This is a genomic window from Nodularia harveyana UHCC-0300 (assembly GCF_034931085.1).
Taxonomy (GTDB): Bacteria; Cyanobacteriota; Cyanobacteriia; order Cyanobacteriales; family Nostocaceae; genus Nodularia; species Nodularia harveyana.
The window spans coordinates 1-22,107 of the sequence record NZ_JAYGHG010000004.1 but is presented as its reverse complement, the minus strand read 5'-3'; the positions used below and the strand labels follow the sequence as shown (position 1 = coordinate 22,107).

The window sequence follows — 22,107 nt, the reverse complement described above, 5'->3', positions numbered from 1 at the left end:
AACCTGGAGAATAGGATAGAATTTTTAAGCAATGTTAAGGACTGATTTCCATGACTTGGTTGTTTTCTGCCCTGGGACTACTCACTGCACTATTAACCCTGGGAATCCTATTATATTTAATCACCGCTCGTCGTTATCAATCATCTAACTCCGTCGCCAATTCCTACGATGAATGGACAGAAGATGGGATTTTGGAATTTTACTGGGGCGAACACATCCACTTGGGTCATTATGGGTCGCCACCACAACGAAAAGATTTTCTGGTTGCTAAATCTGACTTTGTACATGAAATGGTACGTTGGGGCGGTTTAGATAAATTACCCGCCGGCACAACTGTTTTAGACGTTGGCTGTGGAATTGGGGGTAGCAGCCGCATTTTGGCTAAGGATTATGGATTTGCTGTCACAGGTATTACTATCAGTCCTCAACAAGTGCAACGCGCCCAAGAATTAACCACCGACGGACTTAATGCCCAGTTTCAGGTAGATGATGCGATGGCACTTTCTTTCCCTGATGCCAGTTTTGATGTGGTTTGGTCGATTGAAGCGGGTCCCCATATGCCCGATAAAGCTGTTTTTGCTAAAGAATTGATGCGGGTGTTAAAGCCTGGGGGAATCCTCGTGGTGGCTGATTGGAATCAACGGGACGACCGCCAACAGCCCCTAAATTTTTGGGAAAAACCTGTGATGAAACAACTATTAGACCAATGGTCTCATCCCGCTTTTGCCAGTATTGAAGGGTTTGCGGAACTTTTGGCGGAGACGGAATTAGTTCAGGGAGAAGTGACTACGGCAGATTGGACACCCGAAACTCTTCCTTCCTGGTTAGATTCTATCTGGCAAGGAGTAGCCCGACCTGCGGGATTAGTGCGTTTTGGGATATCTGGTTTAATTAAATCTCTGCGAGAGGTTCCGACTCTGCTATTAATGCGGTTGGCTTTTGGGAAAGGTCTGTGTCGGTTTGGGATGTTCCGCGCTGTTAGGAGATGATGAGGGTTAATGAACCACAGAGGCGCAGAGTTCACAGAGGAATAGAGAAGACCACGGCGATAAAATTGCTCGTGTCGCTTCTTTCTCAGCAATGATGTGACTGAGTTTCCCGCATACAGCGAGGTTTTATGAGGAAACGAACCACAAAGGACACGAAGGACACAAAGCGAAGAGGGTTTTAGAGGGTTCTTGCGTAAGTCTTAAATTCATCCGTCTTCATCTGCGTTTAATTATTCTGGAAATCTGATTCTATGCAGTTTTGTCTTAATTTGGGATGAGTCCTAAAGATGTGTATTTTGATGCTGATAGTACTTGTGGGCAGCCATAGCCATCGCTAAAAATCCCCACAGAATCATCCCAGCGATACTCAACATGGCACTATTACCAACTAATTGCAGACAAGCAGTTAAACCAATAGCGCGGGAGGCGCTGACAAAACTATCAAAATTCGCTTCGGTATATTTGAGAACGCTGACAATTATTAATAATAACCCACCCAGATAAGGGATAGCACCTAACCAACCCAAGGTGAAAAACATATCTAAAATGCCGCTATCCAGAACAATTACTTCTATTTGACCTGTTTCTTCGTTGACTGTCCAGATATTGCCTAACCCATTTCCTAAAACATTAGAAAGAGCTAAACTTAAATTTCTGTCGTAGCTACCGGCTCTATCTTTAAAGCTAGTATCATCTTCTAAGTTAGAAAAACTTTCTAAGCGTTCTGCAACTACAGTAGAAATCGGCTCAATGTTTGTCAATGGGACAACACACATTATCATTACTAAAATGATGGTAATGAGGCGCATTTGAATCCGCGCTTTTACCGAGCCAAAAATCATTACTACTCCTAGTAACCAACCCAACCAACTAGTACGTACTTGTGTGAGTAAAAAGGAGAGATAACCAACGGCTGAGGCTGGAAAAATTAAGGTTCCGGAACTGGTAAATAGTAATAATAGACCTGTTTGCATGACATAGGCAAAGGGTCCGGGTGAGTGTAAGGTACTCCAGACGCGCATTCCAAAAGGTTCAGGATCTCCGGAACTGGTAAACATTTGGGATTCTATTAACCAGTATCTATCCCACTCAGGTGCTACGACAAATTGGTAAATACCATAAGTTCCTAAAATCAATACGCCCCATAGAAAAACACGTTGAATATTCTGGCGGTAGCTGGGATAATCTCGCCAGTTAATAAATAGGTGAAAGGCAAAGATAATGGGACTGAGCCAATCTAAAAATCCCCTTGCTACAGGTATGGGTCCATTATAAATTAGACCGACTAAACAACCGTAAAATACGCCAATAAATGCCAAAATAAACGGCAAACCTCCCTGATTGGAAGCGCGGGGGGAGTGTCTTAAAAAACTGGCTAGGGTGACAAATACTACTAAATAAGGGGCGATGAGCATCTGACGGGTAGGGTCCCAGCCGACGCGATAGTCAATTAGGCGAGTCGCTAAGGGGGTGAGGAACCATATCCACCAAGTAAAGCCGATATAGAGGATGGGATGGCGTAAGTATAAAAATATGGCTACGAGTAAAGCTGTTGCGGGATATACTAAGCGCAATAAACTAGCTGCACCGGCAAAGTAGCAAACTACAGTCAGCAGCACGAAGCCCAGAATAGCTAGCCAACCTTGCAGCGATCGCTCTGAGGGAAAAAAATGAGATTCTAAAAAAGTATTAAAGTGAATCTGTTTGGAAATCACAATGAATCTACCAATTTAATATTTAAAATTTCAGAACCAAAACTATCTAAGAAGTTAAATTTTCCATTCTTAATGAGGAACTGGGACTTTTTAATTCTTGATATGCTTGCCAACGTCCACGCCAAGATAGAAGTAATTTTTTGCCAGCAATTTCACCTTGAGTTGGTAAAAGTCGCAGCCACTGGATTAAACCTAAATTTTCTCTTGTCCCTACTAATAATGACCATAGCAAAAATATGATCTGGCGCGATCGCGGTAAATGTTCTAGTAAAACTAAAGTTTCATTATGCACTAAATTCAGAAAGGCAACTTCATTAAAGTTGTGGCGCTGGTCTTCATCAAACCGTTGGGCTGGATAATGATCTACCGCCACCTGCGGATCATAAATCATCTTCCAACCAGCCCGTTTTAAAGTTAAACTAAATGCCATTTCAAAATGTACCTGCGCTCCCGTACCACGCATTCGTTGATCAAATTTTAAATGCCCAATGGCTTGGGTACGAAAACTCATGTTGACACCTTTAAGAACATCAACTTCACGGGGTGCGCCTACTCCTAAATGATGGTTACCAATTACACGCCCCCACCACTGCAATTTACCCACTGTGGCTTCTTTACCGTCTTCAATTTTGTCGCTGTAGTGTACCCAATCCCGACCACCGACACCACCAATGTTGCTATCACTGAGAAAGTGAGCGTTAATTTTTTCTAACCAATCAGGGTGGGGTGCTGCATCGTCATCAGTAATGGAAAGAATATCTCCGACTATGGCTGTCAATCCGGCGTTGAGTGCGGCGACTACTCCCGGTTGTGTCACCTGGACAATTTGCAGGGGTAAGTTTTGGTGATGGAATTGGGCGAGAAATTCCCAAGTTTCAGCATCAGTATCCCGAACCACGACAATTAATTGATCAACTGCTTTAGTTTGGGCTTGTAGTGCTAACAGGCAGCGTGACAGATCCAATGGACGGCGATAAGTGGGGATGAGAACTGTATTTCTCATGATTGATTAATTCCTCAAATAAATCGAGATATGTTTGTGCCATCTTCGTCCAACTATGTTGTTCGGCGACTACACGGGCGGCTTTACCCATTTTTTGGCACAATGTGCGATCGCCTCCAGCACAATCACTACTTAGTAACTGCAATGCTTTGGTCAACGCATCAGGATCATCTGCATCCTCTAAGACTATTCCCGATTCGGTTGTGACTAAATCGGCTGCACCAGTAGAACTAGCTGTAATTACAGGTAAACCAGAAGCCATTGCTTCAATAACTACTAAGCCAAAGGGTTCATAACGGGAAGGGAAAACTAAGAAATCCACAGCCTTCATTAATTCTGGGACATCAGACCTCTGTCCTAAAAAATGCACTCTTTCACCCAATCTCAGTGATTCTACTAATTGCAGATATGGGCTTCCTTGAGTATTTCCTGCTACTGCTAGATGCAACTCAGGAACTTGTACTAAGGCGTGTAAAACTGTATCTAAGTTTTTACGAGCTAGTCTAATATCTCCCGCAAATAGTGCTAAAGGTACGCCTTTGGGTAGTTGCCATTTTTGGCGAGGCGCACCGCTAATTCCTGGGGAAAACTCTTGTAAATCAACCCCATTTAAAATCACTTTGATCGATGTTGGCGGTACACCGATAGCTAATAAATCATCCGCGACTTTTTCAGAAACTGCTACTATGACTTGAGCTTTAGCAAAAGCCTGTTTTTCCCAGTAAGCATTTAAAGTTGTGTATAGCCACTGATAAAAGTTGTATACAAAATTATATGATTTTATTTGAGTTTTTTGAGTGTTAAATTTCAGCCAAGAGTTATGGACAAAATGCACTGCATTTACATTTCCCGGAGCATTGGTAATTGCCCCATTGACTTTTACGACATCAAGTTGGGAACGATGTTTATTTAACCACTTTGTACTTTTAATGGCAAAAACCATGTTACGTACAAATTCTGTTGGCCAGCCCTTTACAGAAATGGGAACCCATTTAACATGGTGGCTTTGCTGTAATTCTAAATCTACATAACTGGCTAATAATGTGATATTATAACCGCGCCGAATTGCCTCTTGTACAACTTCGTAATTAACTCTACCCTGACCATCACCTTTTTGTACTGTATGGGTAACAATGCAAATTTTCATTTATTACCTCTTTGATGAATTTTAAAATCAGCAATTATTGGTTTAAAAACCTAGATTTAGTTTGATTCAGGTATTCCTAAGACTGGATTAGCTAAAATCTTAGGAGTAAAGCTGAGAACTAGAGCGACAATGGTGCGGAAATTAAATTTTTGCTGTTTCAGTGCTGACCAAAGATAAGAACGTGCTAATTTAGTCTGTTGATTTCTGAGTAAACCAATACCTAAAGTTGTATGAGATTCTAACCATTTTTTTTGAAAATGTGGTTTTAATTCCTGTATTCGAGTATCTTCTATAAAGAGTTTGTAGCAGAAAATTTCGCTTTTGGCTTTGCGGATTTTAGCCTCAACATTTTTATTACCACTTAGCTTAGTATCAGTTTGCTCATGTTCTCGATAGAGTGTGAGTCTTTCGGGGTGATAGTAAGCACCATAACCGGATATACAGCAGAGGTAGGTTAAATATAAATCCCACATCCCGCCAATTTCTGCGGGAATATTATCCCAATTAATGATGTGATTCCGAATTAAACAAGCGGCAGCAGTGGGGATACTTTTATCTATTAAGCCAATCTTAGCAAATGGTTGATGAACTCCTGCGGCTAGTTGATGGCGTTGATAACTATGTGTATTTAATTCTGTGCCAGCATGGTTAATGTTGCTATTTTGATCAATAATATATTGGTCACAAAATGCCAGAATTAAATCAGAGTTTGCTTCTAGTGGTGGTACCAGTTTGGCTAAGAAATCCTCTTTCCACATATCATCATCATGAAGGCTAGCTACATATTTACCAGTAGCCATTTTGAAGCCATGCATCTGATTAGTAAGCATTCCCATGTTTTGCGGTTGTCGCCAAAAGCGAATGCGGGGATCTGCAAAAGATGCAACAATTTCTTCAGGACTTTCTGAACTACAATTATCAGAAACAATTATTTCAATATTTTGATATGTCTGGTTAACAGCACTGGCGATCGCCAGCTTGAGATACTCTGGTCGATTATAAGTGGGAATAATCACACTCACCAGAGGCTGGTTTAATTCTAATGTGGGATTATTGATGTTATTCATATTCCAATACTGATTTTATGGATGAGTATATAACTGACGGATTAACCTACTTTTACAGAAGGTTTGAGAACTGAATAAACATATTGATAAGATTGAGTAAGCATGGACATAATCATGTCCAGAAATTTTCTTAACTCTAATTTCTTACCTGCTTTAGTAATTTGGTAATCTGGGATGTCACTCATACCTATTGATTGAGCATACTTACGACAAGCTTCCCAGTCATAAGCCCAAATGTCTTCTGTCCAAAAGCGTTTAATGCCGTATTTATGAAAATAATGCAGCACTTCAAAATCGTAGTGATAATACTTTTGCTTGATAATTGTATGCATATCAATTCCCCGTTTTTCCCATCCTGTAAACCACTCTTGGGCAGCAGTTTCTAATTTACCAAGACTCAAGTAATCAGGTTTTGAAGTATAGCGCGATCGCCTGCTTAGAGGATGACTAACTTCTAGGACATTCTCGATTACACTATACATACGTAATTTCGAGGCGTGCGCATCCACACGAGTGACAGCATAGTGCATCACTTTAATATCATGAATATGCAATCTGGTGGCATATTCCGGCATAGGAATTCTCACACTATGAATTTTCTGTGGCTGATGTTCCGCACCATCATCGACATAACCCAAGGGTGTCAAAATACCTGTTCTCAGACATTGATGAGTTGTGACAAATAAATCTGGTTTTTCGAAAAATAATACTGTTCCTGGCTTGGCTTTGAGCATTGTTTGCCAGCTTTGAGTATGAATAGCATTAGCTGCTAATATTTCATCAGCATCTAAAGCTAAAATAATTTTATGTTCTGGAATTAAATCTCTGGCTGCTTGAATTAATAACAACTGCCGACCTGATTCGTTAAAGTTTTCTGATTTATTTTCAATCAGTGTCACCTTGGGATATTTTTGACAAATATCCTGACTACCATCAGTGGAATTTTGATCGGCAATAATTATATGGTCAGCAAATTGACTAGTAACAGATAAAAATCGATCTAAAATCCAAGCTTCATTTTTTATAGGCGTGATGACGACAATTTTGGGTTTTTGGGTTTCCATTGTTAATTTCTAGATATGAAGAGTAAAAAATTGGGAACAATTGACTATGACATAGGTAAATCGCTGGCATGAAAATAAAGAATAGTTTTTTCGTAAATTACTTTTAGGCGCTGAATATGAAGATAAATGGTGAACTATTCTTCAAATCAAGTTAGTAGGCGATACCTAATTCCAGGAATATTAGCATTTACCAAAGATGCTAAATAAGTTTCAAAACTACCACTCTTGATGTTAACTTCGGAGCAGCGATAAATCATTTTTTGATCAACCAGTGCATAACTAATATTAATTTTGCTTATTTGTAGTTAAGCGTGGGATGATTTAGCGCTGATAATCTGAACTCTGTAGAAAAATTCTCGTTCAACTGAATTAATTGTGCAAGTTTCTACGATTAAATCCGGATAAAATTTAGCCAGCTTGACCCATTTCATATTGAGTCTTGTGATATTCCCAGAGCTTGCCTTTAAGTTGTAGTAATTCTTGATAATTACCTTGCTCAACGATGCGTCCTTGTTCTAATACCACGACCTTATCAGCCTGGGCAATAGTGGAAAGACGGTGAGCGATTGAAATCACCGTTCTACCTACAGATAGCTGTTCGATAGATTCCTGAATTAGACGTTCAGTCATGGAATCTAAGGCGCTGGTGGCTTCGTCCAAAATCAGAATTTCTGGGTCACGCAACAAAGCACGCGCGATCGCAATTCGCTGGCGTTGTCCTCCAGATAAACGCACACCCCGATCCCCCAACTGTGTATTCAAACCTTCAGGCATTTCATCAATAAATTCTAGTGCATTTGCTAGTTGAGCAACCTGACGAATTTCAGCCTCAGTCGCCCCTTCAGTACCGTAGGAAATATTCTTACCCACAGAAGTATTGAAAATAAATGTATCCTGACTAACAACAGCTATTTTCTGCCGTAAAGAATGAATATCAAATTGACGGAGATTGATCCCATCAATCAAGACATTTCCTTCTGTAGGATCATAAAATCGAGGAATTAAATCAATCAATGTACTTTTACCAGCACCAGTACCACCAACTAATGCAGTAGTTTTACCCTTCTCAATACTCAAGGTAATATTATTTAGCACTAAAGTCTGAGGATCATAACCAAAATCAGCAGAAACTATATCAATTGAATACTGTAACCCAGTAAATTTAATATAGCCATTTTGCAAATAGGTTTTATTGTCACTTCTGATCAATTCTTTAATATTATCTGCTGCCCCTTCCAGTGTGCTGAGATGCGCTCTAGTACCATTAATATCCTGCACAATTGGCACAACCCGAAAAAGCACAAAGAAAAATGTTAGTAAAGAAGCAACTTGTAGGGTTCCATTGACAACAAATACAGTAAACGCAAAAATAATCATCCCCACTAGAATCGTACTAGCTATAGCTTCAGCTAGAGGTCTGACAAGGGCCCAATTTAATATAACTTTAGTAGAAGTGCTAACTACTTCATCGCTAGCATTATAGAAACGTTCACGTTCAAAATCTTGAGTAGAAAATGCCTGAACTGTGCGAATTGCATTGATAAACTCCATAGCTATAGAGGTAAAGTTGCCATTAGCAATGGAAGTACTAAAACTCCTTTCTCTAGCGCGGGCATTAAGTGTTGATAATCCTACTCCTACTAAAGTGAACAACAAAAAAGAAATAATAGTAAGCTGCCACGATAATAAACACATCGAGACAAAATAAACAAAAGCAGTAATCCCTCTGGTCATCAAAAAAGATGCCCCACTAAACCACTGTTTCATCCGTTCAATTTCAGTGGTAATTGTATTAACTAGTTCACCAGAGCGAGTTTGAGCAAAGTAACTTAAAGGTAAACCTTTTAACTGCTCAAATATTTGTTTCCGTAAGCGGTCAGCTAATAATAATTGAGATATTTCTATGTATACGTGTGATAAATAGTTGAACCCAGCACGTATCCATGCACTCAATAAAATTAATAAAGATATGCGATATAGTCTATTAATCGTTGATGCATGAGCCGCTAAAATCCACTTATCAAACCAGGCAATTCCTATTTGTATGGGTTCAGCATTAGGAGTAGTCAAATTTTGCAGAAAGGAAAGTAAAAAACCAATACTAAAACCTTCAAAAGTTGCTGCCAGAAATGAAAATACTACAGCGAAAATAGCCACTTTGGGAAAGTTTTTAAATTCTCGGAGTATTAAATAATTTTTTTGCCAAAATTTACTAGCCTTAAAGCGATCGCCTATTATTTGAGAAACTGGAATATACATTAATATTTTCTCACAAAAATGTGTTTAATTAAATCAATCATGTAGATGCTTAATAACTCTTTGGTTTTAGTTAACACAAAGAATTATCTACTTTTTTTTGCAGTGTGGGTTATAGTAACAGGACTTACGCACCTTAGCACTCAATTTAATTCACAAGAAACTCAGAGTATTTGGCTATCTAAATGCAACACACTAGATTTTTTCCATGTCTCTGTTACCTCGACCTCTGATAGTTGATTTCTCTGCTTTTGTCCCTCTAAAGTGACCCGCACAGCATTTTCTAAAGTGCAACTACGAGATCCCATTAAAGTCATTTCACCTTTGAGTACATTCCACAACTGGGGTAGATGGTCTAAATCATATTTACGCATCCAATAACCTAAAGGTGTAATATTTTGATTTGCAGTTGTAGAGAATTTAATGGCACGAAATACTTTCCCTTGCTCTCCCACTTGCCACTCAGTGGTAAAAATAGATCCTGATGAGTTTAATTTTAACACCACAAATAATCCCAGCATAATTGGAGTCATGAGGATGAGCAAAAATAAAGCAGCAATGGCATCGATAAGTTTTTGCCAAAGTCTTTTTTTTGGTTGTTTGTTGCCAGGAAGTAGGTGGAGAAATATAGGCTTACCTGCTTGTTTACTGGCTTCTACCCAAAATCTGAGATAATCTTCACCCACCTTGGGATCTATGCTCACCAAATTTACTAGAGAATGTTTTAAGCAATTTACTAATAATTTCTGGTTATGTAAAGAAGGTAGATAAATCTGTTTAGTTTCTGAAGTAGATTTTACCAATAATTGACCGCGCCGCCATTGGAGTGTACAGTATGGAAAACAGTGATTTTTATTTTTCTGGGTTGCAGAACCAGAATTGGGGAGAGTAGGAATTAATGAAACTGTCATAATGTCTTTGGATCTATACAATAGTGAATTGCTGAGTTAATATTTAAGGCGATTAATGCCAAAGACTCCAAACCTGATTTTTTGTTTGTGCAAAAATATGTTGTTTTAAATTGCACTAAATATCAGCCCTTATTTTGGTGAATAATGCCACTGGTGAAAAGATGTACAAATAATAAAGTACTCAGTATAGTATTAGGAAAAATACTGATAAATCTGACTGGAAAATGCGGGTTCATCTCTGATGAATAGAGAAGATCAGAAAGTGCAGAGAAAAAATCACCCGTTTTAGTTATGACTACCTATTTTTTTGATCAATCTTGCAAAACCAGTTGACTGTTATCTTTTAGCTGTTGAGAAGGGGCTTTAATATCTAGGATATAAGAGTTTGCAGAAATTACTCTAGGCTGAGATAAATTCTTTATTTAGTCTTTAAACAGTTAGTTATTTTTCTAGTTAATTATAAAGCTGCTGTGAATACATATAATTTAAAGTAATAAAAATACAATAAAAAATAGCTATTTTAAACATTAAGCGATCGCCGCTAAATATCTTCAAAAAATCATCCAAAAACAGATATGTGCGATCCCATACAAAAATGAGCGATCGCACATCATCTAAAATATGTAAATTTCCAGAAAGATACAACTTATTCTTCTACCGCTTGTTGCAGCGCCAATTGAGCAGACCGAGACGGCTGGGGATAATGTACATAGGTACTACCAGAATTTGAGACCCCATTAGCCACAACCCCAATTAAGTTCAACTTACTCAACATCGCTGTCGCTTGAGCTAATTGGCTGCGAGTTACCTTACTCATACTGGCTGCTAGCACCACACTCCGACAAGATGAAGCTGTCAGCATCGCATCCACCAAACCGAGAACAGGGGGAGCATCGATGAGTACCAAATCATAATTATCCTCAAATGCCTTCATCAATTGCATCATTCGTGGTGAACTCAACAGATGTGCCGGGTCAACTGGTATCGGTCCAGCAGTTAAAATATCGATGTAAGCTGAACCTAAACTAGGAACACCAATCTGGTGAGGGATAGTTACATCACTAGCCAAAAGAGTAGATAGCCCTTGCTCATTAGGAAGATTCAGCTGTTCATGCAGACTAGGTGCTCTCAAATTGGCATCAATTAGTAATACCCGTTTGTGTAGACGAGCCGCACTCATAGCCAAACCCAAAGCCAAAGCAGACTTACTCTCATCAGGTAAAGCTGAGGTAATCATCAAAGACTTCAAGTTAGGCACAGAATTTAAAAGTTCAATATTCTTAAAAATTAAATCTAGCGATTCCCAGCGCGGTGGCGATTGTAACACCTGTATTGTCCACGGAGCCAGAACCTCTGGTTTACCAAAAGGTAACTTGATGATTGATTCCTTATTTCTGCTAGTTGGTAGTTTAGGAGTAGTTCCTAACAAAGGTAAAGAAACCTGCTTTTCCAATTCAGCCGTAGTATGAACAGCATCATCAGACGCTTCTCGAATAAAAGCAACAATACCTCCCAACATCAACCCCACCACTGCACCCAACAACAGATTCTGCTTGAGATTAGGGCCTAAATATATCCCCAATTGCGGTTCTTCCACAACTTCCCAATTAAACCCACCCTTTGCCAGTTCTTGGCGTAATTTTTGCTCCGCTCGCAGTAGTTCCTCTAATCTTTCACGGCTAAATTCTAGCTGTGGCATAATGCGATTGTAATAAGCCAACAGAGGCGGAAAGCGTTTGATTTCCACACGCAATTGATTTTCTTTCTCCGCCAAAGTTTGATCGCGGGCGCTTAAAGCAACTATAGTTGTTTGGGTTTCCACCAACTGACTAGCCAGGTTAAGGTCAATTTCACCGAATTGTCCTTGTTCCAAAAGCGGAGCTTCCGAGGGAAATGCACCATTAGATTCTATGCCTAAAGTTCGACTCACCTCTTGTTGCAATAATTTCTTCTGGCTTTCCAGTTGTTCTCGCAGCTTTTGTACAGTAGGAGTTTCATCCGTAAACCGCAAACGCTCTTGAGCTAGTGCTAGTTCGGTTTTTTGAATTTCGTTGAGCAATCCTTGGTAGCGAGTAGACTGACTCAGACGAGAAGCCACCAGAGCATTTTGTGGAGAACGCTTCAGTTGTTCCTGCAAAGATTTTTGGCGTGCTACAGCCTCTTGATACTCGGAACGAGTAGTACGGCGTTCTTGTTCAATAGTATTTAAAGAGTCTTCTAGGGCTTTAGCTTGTGACTCAGGATCGATTAAATTTTGGTTGCGGCGAAATCTTTGGAGGTTAGTTTCCGAGGCATTTACTTCCTCGCTAGCTTTACTTAACTGTTCTCTAATAACTTGTAACCCTTTTTGTAACCGCGTATCCTGCTGCTGTTTGTTATATTCCACATAAACTTGGCGAATTGCCGCCAGAACACTTTGTGTTTTTTGTGGATCTTCGGCAGTGTAGTCTACTTGGAAAATTTTTGTCGCCACATTATCTTCTGGATTCCTGAGTTGATTCAGAACTAAAGAGGTTTTAATTTCCTTGACAGTGATATCAGGATACTCAGATTTGAGTTTGTCAATTGCCTGTTGGATAAGTCCTGAACTTTGCATCAGGTTCAACTGCGTAGCTGTATCTATCTGAATATCAGGCTCAATAAATTGACTGTCTACTCCTTCGGCTTCTGGCCTACCTTGATAGTTAGGTTCTACCAGTAGCTGCATCGAGCTTTTGTAGGTAGGTTTTGTCCTAGAAGTCAGCACAGCTGACATGGTAATGGAAGTAATCAATACTGCTAAAAACCAAGGGAATCTGCGCAGAAATATTTTAAATAACTGTCCATAACTTGGTTCTGTATTAGAGTTATTAACCTGATTTATACCGGGACTAAGACTAGGTTGATTCATGTTTATTATCCTTGGCTGCGAGATGCTACGCGGAGCTTACTTCCCCGTAGGGATACAGTTATACTAATTTGCAATTCGGACTGGGGCTAGGCTCACAGCCCAGCTATGGCGTAATTTATAATTGAAACAATCCCACGCCATCTTGGTTTCTAGGTTAATCAGCCTTGCCCTGTTTGCGAGAATTGAGATAAAATATCTAAGTATTGGTTAATTTTGACTACAAGTTTGCTCAATAAGCTCCTCAACCTTTCTAAAAAACACTGGTTCTGAAAAATTGTTCACTGCATGATTACGAATATTTTCATAATTCCAAGTGATTCCTCCGGACTCTAGTAATGCAGCTTGTATGGAATCCGGTGTTTGTCTATGAAAAAATACACCTGTTTTTCCGTCTATCTGTGTATCTAATACTCCACCGGCTCCGTAGGCAATGACTGGTGTACCACTAGCATTGGCTTCCACTGGAACTAATCCATAGTCTTCTAAAGCCGCAACTATCACAGATTTAGCTTTAGAAAATAAATCTTTGCGTTGAGCATCACTAACGTGTCCTAAAAACTTAATATTATCTAGGGCTTTGGCTTTGAGACGTTCTTCCTCTGGTCCATCACCTGAAATTAATAATTGCCAACCTAGCCAATTAAAGGCCTCGATGATGATATCTAGGCGTTTATAGCTAATCATCCGCGCCGAGGCTAGATAGTATTCATCTTTTATATCGGAAAACAAAAAATTATTTGTATCAATGGGATAGTTAATGGTAATTGCTTGTTTGTTGTAAATTTTTTGAATACGACGGGCAACTACACTGGAATTGGCAATGTAAAGGTCAGGTTCTTGAGCATATTTCAGGTCTACATTTCTCATGAGTTGAAAAATTTGTTCAATTAGCGGTGCAAAATATCGATAGTCTCCATACTCTCGTAAATAAGTTTCGGTATCCCACAAAAAACGGGTAACATTATGACAAAAACAAATATGTTTGGCATCTGGACGTTTACGGACTGCTTTGGCAAAGCTGGTACTACTACTAATAATCAAATCATAATCTTGGAGATCCAAAGCCCGAAATGCAGGAAAATATAAAGGAGCCATTAATCTAAAATACTTTAATGCGCCGGGAATTTTTTGCAAAAAAGTAGTTTTGACTATGCGCTCACCCATATCAATAGTTTTTTCTGGATTATACAATGAGGTGAAAACATCGGCTTCGGGATAACGCTTGCACAGTAATTCAAAGACGCGTTCTGCTCCACCGCGCTGGGTTAAGTAATCATGGACTAGAGCAATTTTCATAGTTTATCTAAGTTTCTGTTTAAGTTGGTGGCAAAACTCTCTAGCAAGTTGCTCTGCACAAGTTTAGTGTTGAGAATTATCCATGACTATGATCATATCTTCCACCTCTCAGTACAAAACCAGAAAACTTAAAAATAGCTATATACACCAGATTTTTATGGGATTCTATCACTAATTTTAGGGTTTTGATTTTAATACTTTGTGATGCAATAAAATCAATTTTTTTTGGTGCAAGATATCAGCCTCCCAGAAAGGCAGTTTTGATTCCCCCAAAATATGAAAGAAACACTTTCTTCTTAACTCTCAGTGTTTCTAACCTGATGTATCTGTCGCAGATTCCCTCAAACCCATAATCAGGGAGCTTGAGGGGATCTCAGCCTTAGCTGAATGTGTAGATATAGAAGATACTGATGCTAACCAACGGTGGCGAGAACTTTTTCTGATGCAAAATAGGCGTTTTGTTCGGCGCGTAGTTGGTCGCAAAGTCTACCTACAGGTAACTCTACATCATCGTAAGTGAGGACTTGATCCTGGGGAATATCTCGTTTGAGACGACAGCCTTCAGCTAAACCCATTGGGAGTAGTTTTTGCTGTTGGACAATGGGGGAATTTTCACATTGACCATAGGTCATGTAGTAGCCAATACCATCAAGGGTTTCCCCTGCTTTGAGATTGATTTTGGCGGTGGTGATCACATCCACTAGTGGCCCTGCTAGGGGAGATAAGACGGCATCTTGAAACAGGACAGCACGAGCTACAGATAATGGCACTTCAAAATGGCAGAGGTGATAGGGAGTGTAGAAGCTATATAAGGGGCCTTGACCTAATTTGTATAAATCGAGATAGTGACGTTGTTTGGGGTCTTCGTGGGTGGCAAATACGAACACACCGGGGCCAGGTTTGGCTCCAACGACATAATCAACGGTTCCACCCAGTTGCTTGAGTTGATCAACATCGTACATTTTGGTCATTTCATCAACATGACCGGTGAAGTTGTAGCCTAGCATTCCGCGCTGGGCGACTTTCATTCCTGTGGCGTTGGCAACGATCGCCTGCTCAAAGGAAATTTTAGTTCCATCGGCAAAGCTGGTGACCATCTGGGCTTTTTGACCCCAACGTTTTGCAAATGCTTCTTGGGTTGTAGGATTGCGATAGGGGTCTTGGAGTCCTTTAATGTTACCGCACAATAATGGAGTCAGGCCAATACTTTTGACAAATCGGTAGAGATTCATTTCTACCCCTGGCTGATCACCATCACAGGCGCTGAGAATGACTCCGGCTTTGTCGGCGTAGACTTTGAGGATGGGTCCAATTGTACCGTCGAGTTCAGCATTCATCATAATGACGTGTTTGCGATGGGCGATCGCATCCATGACAACATGAGCGCCAAATTCTACTGCACCTGTGACTTCAATAATGGCATCAATGCCTTCGGCTTGGCAGAGTAATGAAGCATCTTCGCTGACTGCATATTTATGGTTAGCGATCGCCTCTTCTAATTCAGTCACATTTGTAACAACTTGAATATTTTCTTGTCCCGCTTCTACATAAGCTCGTTTTGCTGCATCCACCTCACGGCTAAAAATAGCCACCAACTCCATTCCCGGAACTGAATTAATAATTTGATTAGCAATTCCCCGACCCATAAAACCAGCACCAATCATCCCCACTTTCACCGGATTTCCGGTGGCGGCGCGAGCTTCTAAGGCACGATCAATAATAATCATTTGCTAAACTCCTCTATTAATTATTTGCTGCAAGTAATCGTTAAATTCTTCACTATTTATCTAGCATCTGCACTACCAACAGGAATCTTTTCCAGTAGCGTCCAATTCAAATCTTTTTCCGAAATTTCAGTTACCTCTAAAGGCCATTCAATTTTAAAAAATGGATCATCATAGCGAATACCTCTTTCATATCCTGGTGTATAAAACTCACCAACTTGATATATAACTTCAGTCTCATCTTCTAGTGCTTGATAGCCGTGAGCAAACATTTCTGGTACATACAAACCCAGACGATTTTCTGGTGTTAATTCCACACCAATATGTGATAAAAAAGTGGGTGACTCAGGACGCATATCAATAATTACGTCATAGATAGCACCTTTAGTACAGCGAATTAATTTTGTTTCTGCGGCTGGAGCCACTTGATAATGCATTCCCCGCAGTGTCCCTTTCTTATAGTTAAAAGATAAGTTACATTGAGCCACTGTAGGTTTTAAACCATGTGCGGCAAATTCTTCAGCGCAGAAACTCCGAGCAAAAAAACCTCGATGATCTGGTTTTTGTTCTAGCTCAACAATGAATGCGTCTTTGAGTGCAGTTGTGGTAAAAATCATAGAAAATTATCCGTGTTTTAGCAGATTTAGATATGACTAATTGAATTGTGTTGTTACTGGTGCTTTCTCTTCATCAAATTCTCTATTTAAATTTGGTCTAGGATAGTCATTATTCCAGTAATGAGCGCAAAGTTCCGGACGCTTAGGGGGATTAGCAGTATAGACAAAAAATAGCGTTGACCGTTCTTCTGTGCGGAGAGTGCCATGATGTAAAATTCTTCTGGTATCAGCAAAAATAACTGTACCGGCTGGACCTGGGCAAGATTTCCAAGCAGATTTTGGTACAATCTTATTTAGGGTTTGATCATCAATTCCTCCTAAGTTTTTAATTTTGCTTTTAATTCGATAAGCTTTTGATGGAGAAATTAAAGATATTGGCACGTATTCAAACGGTCCATGTTTTTCTTCTACATCATTTAAGTAAACAATAATTTTGAGAACTCGGCGGTCTTCTATATCTTTATGCCATAGCAGTGTCTGGAACTGCTCTGTGTTGGCAAAGTCTTTACGTAAATGTACACCATGATAAGCAACGGGAAGACCGATGTAATTTTCAATAATATTGAACAGCCTTTGTTCCTTTCCCCAGTTATAAAATGATGGTATATCTGTAACGATGTAAATTTCCGGTGGATTTTTGCTTGAATTACTGTAGTTAGCTGTTCCCATAGTTGGCAGTAAACTGTAAGCATAACTCAGTAGTTCTGAGGTGGAATTTAATCCTAATTCCGTGAGGTTTGTAATGTGAATACCATCACGTTTAATAGATTCAAAAATTATGCGATCGCTTTCTGCCAATGCAGGTAAATTTTTGGTATGCTGCCAACGGTTTAATCTAAAACTTAATTCAGAATATGTGGAAGAGGTTTTGTACATCAGGTTTTTAAACATGATAGTAAACTTTATTTACTAGTTGATTTATAGTGTGATCCCTGATAATTATTAAATTGCGCTTCTGGCTGTTAAGCTTCACTAGCTTTGGAAACTTGCAATTCTTTTAAAGGTATAAACTCAAAAGCAGAAATTCCGAGTAAAGCTAAAAAAGGAATGACTATTTTGATGGCAGATACAGGCCATCTTTTTAAAGCACCTAAAAATACCTTTAAATTGACTTCTCTACCATTTTTTAATAGCATTCTTCTACAAAAATGCTGAGAATATCCATTTTGCTGAAGTTTTAAAATAACTTCAGGTATATGTTTATATTGCATTAAAAGTGCAGATTTTGGTTCTTTTTCCCAATAACTCACCCCAACAATACATTCTAGAAAAATCTCTTTCGTGACAATTACACTGCCATTCGCAGCACAATACCCAGCTAAATATGCTAAAGATATCCAGTTATTGGCAGCATCTGGCCATATTTCTAAAGCGTGTTTTACTAGGTCAGTACGGTAAACTGTCGCGGTCAGAAAAATAACTGCACCAACACTTTTATCAAAACAATGTTCAAAGATGGCTTTACCATCTCCGATACCATCTTCAGTATCAGCATCAAACCAGCGATTACCAACTATGGTTGGGGGATGAACTGATTCACCAGTAATTTTATTACGCCCAGAAAAATTCAGAAATAATAATGATAGATCCTCATTATTCTGGATTTTATTGATAACATAGGCAACAGCTTTATTCTGAATGGGGTCATCATCACCAATTGTCCACACATATTTAGTATTGGAGGAATTTAAGCAGTACATGATATTTTTCATGACTCCTAAATTCTGGTGATTTTTATTAGCCTTAAATATCACACTTGTGAACTTTTTTTGCCATGCTTTAATGATATCTTGAGTATGATCAGTAGAACAATTATCGGACACTAAAATTTCACAATCCGATTCAAAACCCTGAATAGCCAGAGAAAGCCATGCTAATTGTTGATCAAGCAACTCAGCCCGATTATAAGTAGGAATGGCAATAGTCAATAATTTATTCATTATTAATTTAGGTGTTTTTCTCTAGGATAAAAACTACTGTATTTCATGTAGATTGAGTTCAGATAAAATACTTCCGAATTGAAAATATATAATTCGGAAGATTCCTCAAACTCCCCAGAAGAAAATTACTTTGTATTCCAGAAAAAATCTGTGTCAATTTGCTGAGTCCGAATTAAATACTCTAGCTGTTTTAAGCGAGTAAAGCCTCTAAACAAGAAGGTATCTTCAGCCATATCAATTTGATTGAATAACTCAAAGAGTTGCTGTGCGCCCAGTTGAGCATTCCAATCACACTTGAATCCTGGTAGGATTGTGTTGATTTTCTCGAAAGATACCCGATAACTGCGGTTATCTCCTCCGTTACTGCCAAAACTCAACTGACAACCGGGGAAAGTATCCGCAATAATTTCGGCAATTTCTTTGACTCGATAGTTATTGCTGGTATCGCCTACATTAAATATTTGGTTGTGTACCACATCACGGGGTGCTTCTAGCGCACAAACAATGGCTTTGCATATATCTAGTGCATGAACTAATGGCCGCCAAGGTGTACCATCACTAATCATTTTGATTTCTTTGGTAGTCCATGCCAACCCTGCCAAGTTGTTTAAAACAATATCAAACCGCATTCTAGGGGAAGCACCAAAAGCTGTAGCATTCCGCATAAATGTAGGGGAGAAATCATCATCAGCTAATAGTTTGACATCTCGCTCTACGAGGGTTTTGCAGTCTGCGTAAGCTGTTTGGGGATTAATGGGAGATTCTTCGGTGACATCACCCTCAGTTGCAACGCCGTAAACACTACAAGAAGACATATAGATAAAACGACGCACACCCATTGTTTTAGCTAAGTTAGCTAAACGAACTGAACCTACATGATTAATGTCGTAGGTGATATTGGGTGATAATTGTCCTGTGGGGTCGTTGGAAAGTTCTGCCATGTGAACTATGGCTTCCACTCCTTCTAAATCTTCAGGAGTGATGTGACGAATATCTTTATTGAGAGTTTTGGCTGTCACCTCAGTACCGTTGTATAGCCAACCAACTTTATAAAAACCTGTATCTACACCAATAACTTCGTGTCCTTTGTCAATTAATAGAGGAGGTAATAGTGAACCTAAATAGCCTTCTGTGCCAGTTACTAAAATTTTCATGTTTGTTTAATCCTATCTGTTCAAAAAATGCTGCGTAGGGAGTGAGTGTTAGTAACTTTGCTATGTGGTTACTACAGTCTGAAGATGAGATGGTTGGGGAATTTGCGTCACAATAGCTTTGCCAATTTCCAAAGAAGAAGTAGCGGCTGGGGAAGGAGCATTGCATACATGGATGGAGTTTTGACCGGGTATGATCAAAAAGTCATCGACTAATTTGCCGTTGTTCATCAGTGCTTGAGCGCGAACTCCTGCATGGGTGGGGATTAAATCCTCGGCTTGGACTTCGGGAATCAGCTTTTGCAAACTTTTCACAAAGGCGGCTTTACTTAAAGACCTGATGATTTCTTGAATGCCTTCATCTGCGTGTTTAGCTGCTAGTTTCCAGAATCCAGGGTAGGTGATGACTTCGGCAAAATCTCTGAAGTTAAAGTCGGTTTTTTTGTAACCTTCACGTTTGAGGCTGAGAACTGCATTTGGCCCTGCATGAACGCTACCATCAATCATCCTGGTGAAATGAACGCCCAGGAAGGGGAAATCTGGATTAGGAACGGGGTAAATGAGAGTTTTGACCAGATAACGTTTTTCGGGTGTGAGTTCGTAATATTCTCCGCGAAAGGGAACGATTTTGGCTTGGGGTTCTACTTTATTTAATTTAGCTAGGCGATCGCTATGTAATCCGGCACAATTGATCAAGAAACGGGTGGTAAAATTGCCGTTGTTAGTTTCCAGTACCTGATGTTTCTCACTAGAAACGATTTTTAGCACTTTGGTATTCAGGCGTAAATCTCCACCCTGCTGCTCAATTAATTCGGCATATTTCCGGCAAACTTGTTTGTAATTAACAATACCAGTCGAAAATACCCGAACTCCACCTACACAACTAACATGAGGTTCGATTTCTTTAACTTCTTCAGGGCTAATTCTTTGGACTTGTATGCCGTTTTCTAAACCACGTTGATAGATGTTTTCTAAACGAGGTATTTCTTTTTCCTCAGTCGCTACAATAACTTTGCCGCAAACTTCATGGTCAATGCCATGTTCTTGGCAAAATTCCACCATTGAGTGACTACCATCACGGGAGAATTTAGCTTTAAAACTTCCTGGTTTGTAGTAAATTCCAGAGTGAATAACTCCGCTATTATTACCAGTTTGGTGAAACGCCCAATTATTTTCTTTTTCTAGGACTAAAATTCGTGCATTGGGATAGCGCTTACCTAAAGCCATAGCTGTAGACAGTCCAACTATTCCGCCACCGACAATGGCAAAATCATACATAGATATTATGGTACTTGAAATGATTGTAAATCAGTATTTTGTGGAGTTAAAATTTATCAACTACCATACTTTCCAAGGAGCATGATCACTTTTCCATAGCTCTTCTAGGTAGTTTTTATCGCGTAAAGTATCCATTGGCTGCCAAAAACCATGATGTTTAAAAGCAGATAGCTGATCCATCTCAGCCAGTTTTTCTAATGGTTCTTTTTCCCAAACTGTAGAATCATCCGCAATCAAGTTCAGTGCTTCTGGTTCTAAAACAAAGTAACCGCCATTAATCCAAGCTCCATCACCTTCAGGTTTCTCCCGGAAACTGTGAATTTTAGTTTGCTCATGTCCTAAAGAAATAGCACCAAAGCGTCCTGCGGGTTGCACTGCACTGAGTGTCCCTAAAGTTTTTTGTTCTTGATGAAACTTAATTAAATCTGTGATATTGATGTTACTGACACCATCACCATAAGTAAAACAAAAAGTACTGTTACCTAGATGCTCACTAACCCGTTTTAAGCGTCCACCTGTCATGGTGTTATCCCCTGTATTCACTAAGGTTACACGCCAAGGTTCAGCATAACCAGAATGTATATTCATCTGGTTAAATCGCATATCAAAGGTAACATCTGACATATGTAAAAAGTAATTAGCAAAATACTCTTTAATGATGTAACCTTTATATCCACAACAAATTATAAAATCATTAATGCCGTGAGCAGAATAGGTTTTCATGATATGCCAAAGGATTGGTTTACCACCAATTTCAACCATTGGTTTAGGTCTGATACTAGTTTCTTCACTGAGGCGTGTACCAAGTCCTCCAGCCAGAATTACTGCTTTCATACAATTACCTTTTTGGAGATTTGTCGCTAAATTATTGTCTAAATTTTTCGAGATGAAGAGGATGCACTGTGGGAAAAAATTGCGGCAATAATATCTTTATTCACGTCAATAATATAACTATTTTTTTCGTTAAATTGATGAAGAAAATGTAAATGATTTTGTTTAATATATAAAATATATATGAATATTTATTATAATAATAAAAATAAGTAAACATGATAAGCA

General features: G+C 39.2%; 17 protein-coding genes. 1 reads left to right on the top strand and 16 read right to left on the bottom strand.

Annotation, left to right across the window (positions count from 1 at the left end; all coding sequences use genetic code 11):
* Window positions 1-50: 50 nt before the first annotated feature.
* Window positions 51-989, top strand: a complete 939-nt coding sequence (locus VB620_RS03765; RefSeq protein WP_323194806.1) for a methyltransferase domain-containing protein — start codon at window positions 51-53, stop codon at window positions 987-989.
* 281 nt (window positions 990-1,270) lie between these two features.
* Here the strand turns inward: VB620_RS03765 and VB620_RS03760 are convergent, their stop codons facing one another.
* The 16 genes from VB620_RS03760 to rfbF all read right to left on the bottom strand — a co-directional run bounded on the left by VB620_RS03760 (window position 1,271) and on the right by rfbF (window position 21,882).
* Window positions 1,271-2,704, bottom strand: coding sequence for an O-antigen ligase family protein (locus VB620_RS03760; protein WP_323194805.1), 1,434 nt, complete (start codon window positions 2,702-2,704; stop codon window positions 1,271-1,273).
* 46 nt (window positions 2,705-2,750) lie between these two features.
* Window positions 2,751-3,707 carry a glycosyltransferase family 2 protein gene (locus VB620_RS03755; protein WP_323194804.1) on the bottom strand — a complete coding sequence of 319 codons (957 nt, stop codon included), beginning with the start codon at window positions 3,705-3,707 and terminating at the stop codon, window positions 2,751-2,753.
* Window positions 3,625-4,854, bottom strand: a complete 1,230-nt coding sequence (locus VB620_RS03750; RefSeq protein WP_323194803.1) for a glycosyltransferase family 4 protein — start codon at window positions 4,852-4,854, stop codon at window positions 3,625-3,627. Before VB620_RS03750 ends, VB620_RS03755 begins: the two co-directional genes overlap by 83 nt.
* A 56-nt stretch (window positions 4,855-4,910) precedes the next feature.
* Window positions 4,911-5,921 (bottom strand): glycosyltransferase family 2 protein, encoded by a 1,011-nt coding sequence (locus VB620_RS03745; protein WP_323194802.1) that lies wholly within the window; start codon window positions 5,919-5,921, stop codon window positions 4,911-4,913.
* A gap of 41 nt (window positions 5,922-5,962) precedes the next feature.
* A complete protein-coding gene (locus VB620_RS03740; protein ID WP_323194801.1) occupies window positions 5,963-6,985 on the bottom strand; it encodes a glycosyltransferase family 2 protein in 1,023 nt (340 codons plus the stop codon).
* 408 nt (window positions 6,986-7,393) lie between these two features.
* Entirely contained in the window at window positions 7,394-9,244 is a 1,851-nt protein-coding gene (gene hepA, locus VB620_RS03735) for a heterocyst formation ABC transporter subunit HepA (protein WP_323194800.1), read from the bottom strand.
* A gap of 161 nt (window positions 9,245-9,405) precedes the next feature.
* The gene (gene hepC, locus VB620_RS03730; RefSeq protein ID WP_323194799.1) at window positions 9,406-10,152 is read right to left on the bottom strand and encodes a heterocyst development glycosyltransferase HepC; all 747 of its coding nucleotides are present in this window, start codon (window positions 10,150-10,152) and stop codon (window positions 9,406-9,408) included.
* Between the two features lie 646 nt (window positions 10,153-10,798).
* A complete protein-coding gene (locus VB620_RS03725) occupies window positions 10,799-13,042 on the bottom strand; it encodes a GumC family protein (protein ID WP_323194798.1) in 2,244 nt (747 codons plus the stop codon).
* A gap of 207 nt (window positions 13,043-13,249) precedes the next feature.
* A complete protein-coding gene (locus VB620_RS03720; protein WP_323194797.1) occupies window positions 13,250-14,338 on the bottom strand; it encodes a glycosyltransferase in 1,089 nt (362 codons plus the stop codon).
* Between the two features lie 413 nt (window positions 14,339-14,751).
* A complete protein-coding gene (locus tag VB620_RS03715) occupies window positions 14,752-16,065 on the bottom strand; it encodes an NAD(P)H-dependent oxidoreductase (RefSeq protein WP_323194796.1) in 1,314 nt (437 codons plus the stop codon).
* A 56-nt stretch (window positions 16,066-16,121) separates the two neighbouring features.
* Window positions 16,122-16,679: a dTDP-4-dehydrorhamnose 3,5-epimerase gene (gene rfbC / locus VB620_RS03710; RefSeq protein ID WP_323194795.1), complete on the bottom strand. Its 558-nt coding sequence runs from the start codon at window positions 16,677-16,679 to the stop codon at window positions 16,122-16,124.
* 36 nt (window positions 16,680-16,715) lie between these two features.
* Window positions 16,716-17,570 (bottom strand): phytanoyl-CoA dioxygenase family protein, encoded by an 855-nt coding sequence (locus VB620_RS03705; protein WP_323194794.1) that lies wholly within the window; start codon window positions 17,568-17,570, stop codon window positions 16,716-16,718.
* 71 nt (window positions 17,571-17,641) lie between these two features.
* Complete coding sequence (locus VB620_RS03700; RefSeq protein WP_323194793.1) at window positions 17,642-18,619, bottom strand: glycosyltransferase family 2 protein; 978 nt, start codon at window positions 18,617-18,619, stop codon at window positions 17,642-17,644.
* A gap of 125 nt (window positions 18,620-18,744) precedes the next feature.
* The gene (locus tag VB620_RS03695) at window positions 18,745-19,773 is read right to left on the bottom strand and encodes an NAD-dependent epimerase/dehydratase family protein (protein ID WP_323194792.1); all 1,029 of its coding nucleotides are present in this window, start codon (window positions 19,771-19,773) and stop codon (window positions 18,745-18,747) included.
* A 60-nt stretch (window positions 19,774-19,833) separates the two neighbouring features.
* Window positions 19,834-21,048: an L-2-hydroxyglutarate oxidase gene (lhgO, locus tag VB620_RS03690; protein WP_323194791.1), complete on the bottom strand. Its 1,215-nt coding sequence runs from the start codon at window positions 21,046-21,048 to the stop codon at window positions 19,834-19,836.
* A 60-nt stretch (window positions 21,049-21,108) separates the two neighbouring features.
* Complete coding sequence (gene rfbF, locus VB620_RS03685; RefSeq protein WP_323194790.1) at window positions 21,109-21,882, bottom strand: glucose-1-phosphate cytidylyltransferase; 774 nt, start codon at window positions 21,880-21,882, stop codon at window positions 21,109-21,111.
* Window positions 21,883-22,107: the final 225 nt, after the last annotated feature.

Coding starts and splice junctions, on each gene's coding strand:
- VB620_RS03755 (WP_323194804.1), bottom strand. CDS start 3,707: ATGAGAAATACAGTTCTCATCCCCACTTATCGCCGTCCATTGGATCTG.
- rfbF (WP_323194790.1), bottom strand. CDS start 21,882: ATGAAAGCAGTAATTCTGGCTGGAGGACTTGGTACACGCCTCAGTGAA.
- VB620_RS03740 (WP_323194801.1), bottom strand. CDS start 6,985: ATGGAAACCCAAAAACCCAAAATTGTCGTCATCACGCCTATAAAAAAT.
- VB620_RS03725 (WP_323194798.1), bottom strand. CDS start 13,042: ATGAATCAACCTAGTCTTAGTCCCGGTATAAATCAGGTTAATAACTCT.
- VB620_RS03705 (WP_323194794.1), bottom strand. CDS start 17,570: ATGTTTAAAAACCTGATGTACAAAACCTCTTCCACATATTCTGAATTA.
- VB620_RS03700 (WP_323194793.1), bottom strand. CDS start 18,619: ATGAATAAATTATTGACTATTGCCATTCCTACTTATAATCGGGCTGAG.
- VB620_RS03715 (WP_323194796.1), bottom strand. CDS start 16,065: ATGATTATTATTGATCGTGCCTTAGAAGCTCGCGCCGCCACCGGAAAT.
- VB620_RS03750 (WP_323194803.1), bottom strand. CDS start 4,854: ATGAAAATTTGCATTGTTACCCATACAGTACAAAAAGGTGATGGTCAG.
- hepC (WP_323194799.1), bottom strand. CDS start 10,152: ATGACAGTTTCATTAATTCCTACTCTCCCCAATTCTGGTTCTGCAACC.
- lhgO (WP_323194791.1), bottom strand. CDS start 21,048: ATGTATGATTTTGCCATTGTCGGTGGCGGAATAGTTGGACTGTCTACA.
- VB620_RS03720 (WP_323194797.1), bottom strand. CDS start 14,338: ATGAAAATTGCTCTAGTCCATGATTACTTAACCCAGCGCGGTGGAGCA.
- VB620_RS03695 (WP_323194792.1), bottom strand. CDS start 19,773: ATGAAAATTTTAGTAACTGGCACAGAAGGCTATTTAGGTTCACTATTA.
- hepA (WP_323194800.1), bottom strand. CDS start 9,244: ATGTATATTCCAGTTTCTCAAATAATAGGCGATCGCTTTAAGGCTAGT.
- rfbC (WP_323194795.1), bottom strand. CDS start 16,679: ATGATTTTTACCACAACTGCACTCAAAGACGCATTCATTGTTGAGCTA.
- VB620_RS03765 (WP_323194806.1), top strand. CDS start 51: ATGACTTGGTTGTTTTCTGCCCTGGGACTACTCACTGCACTATTAACC.
- VB620_RS03745 (WP_323194802.1), bottom strand. CDS start 5,921: ATGAATAACATCAATAATCCCACATTAGAATTAAACCAGCCTCTGGTG.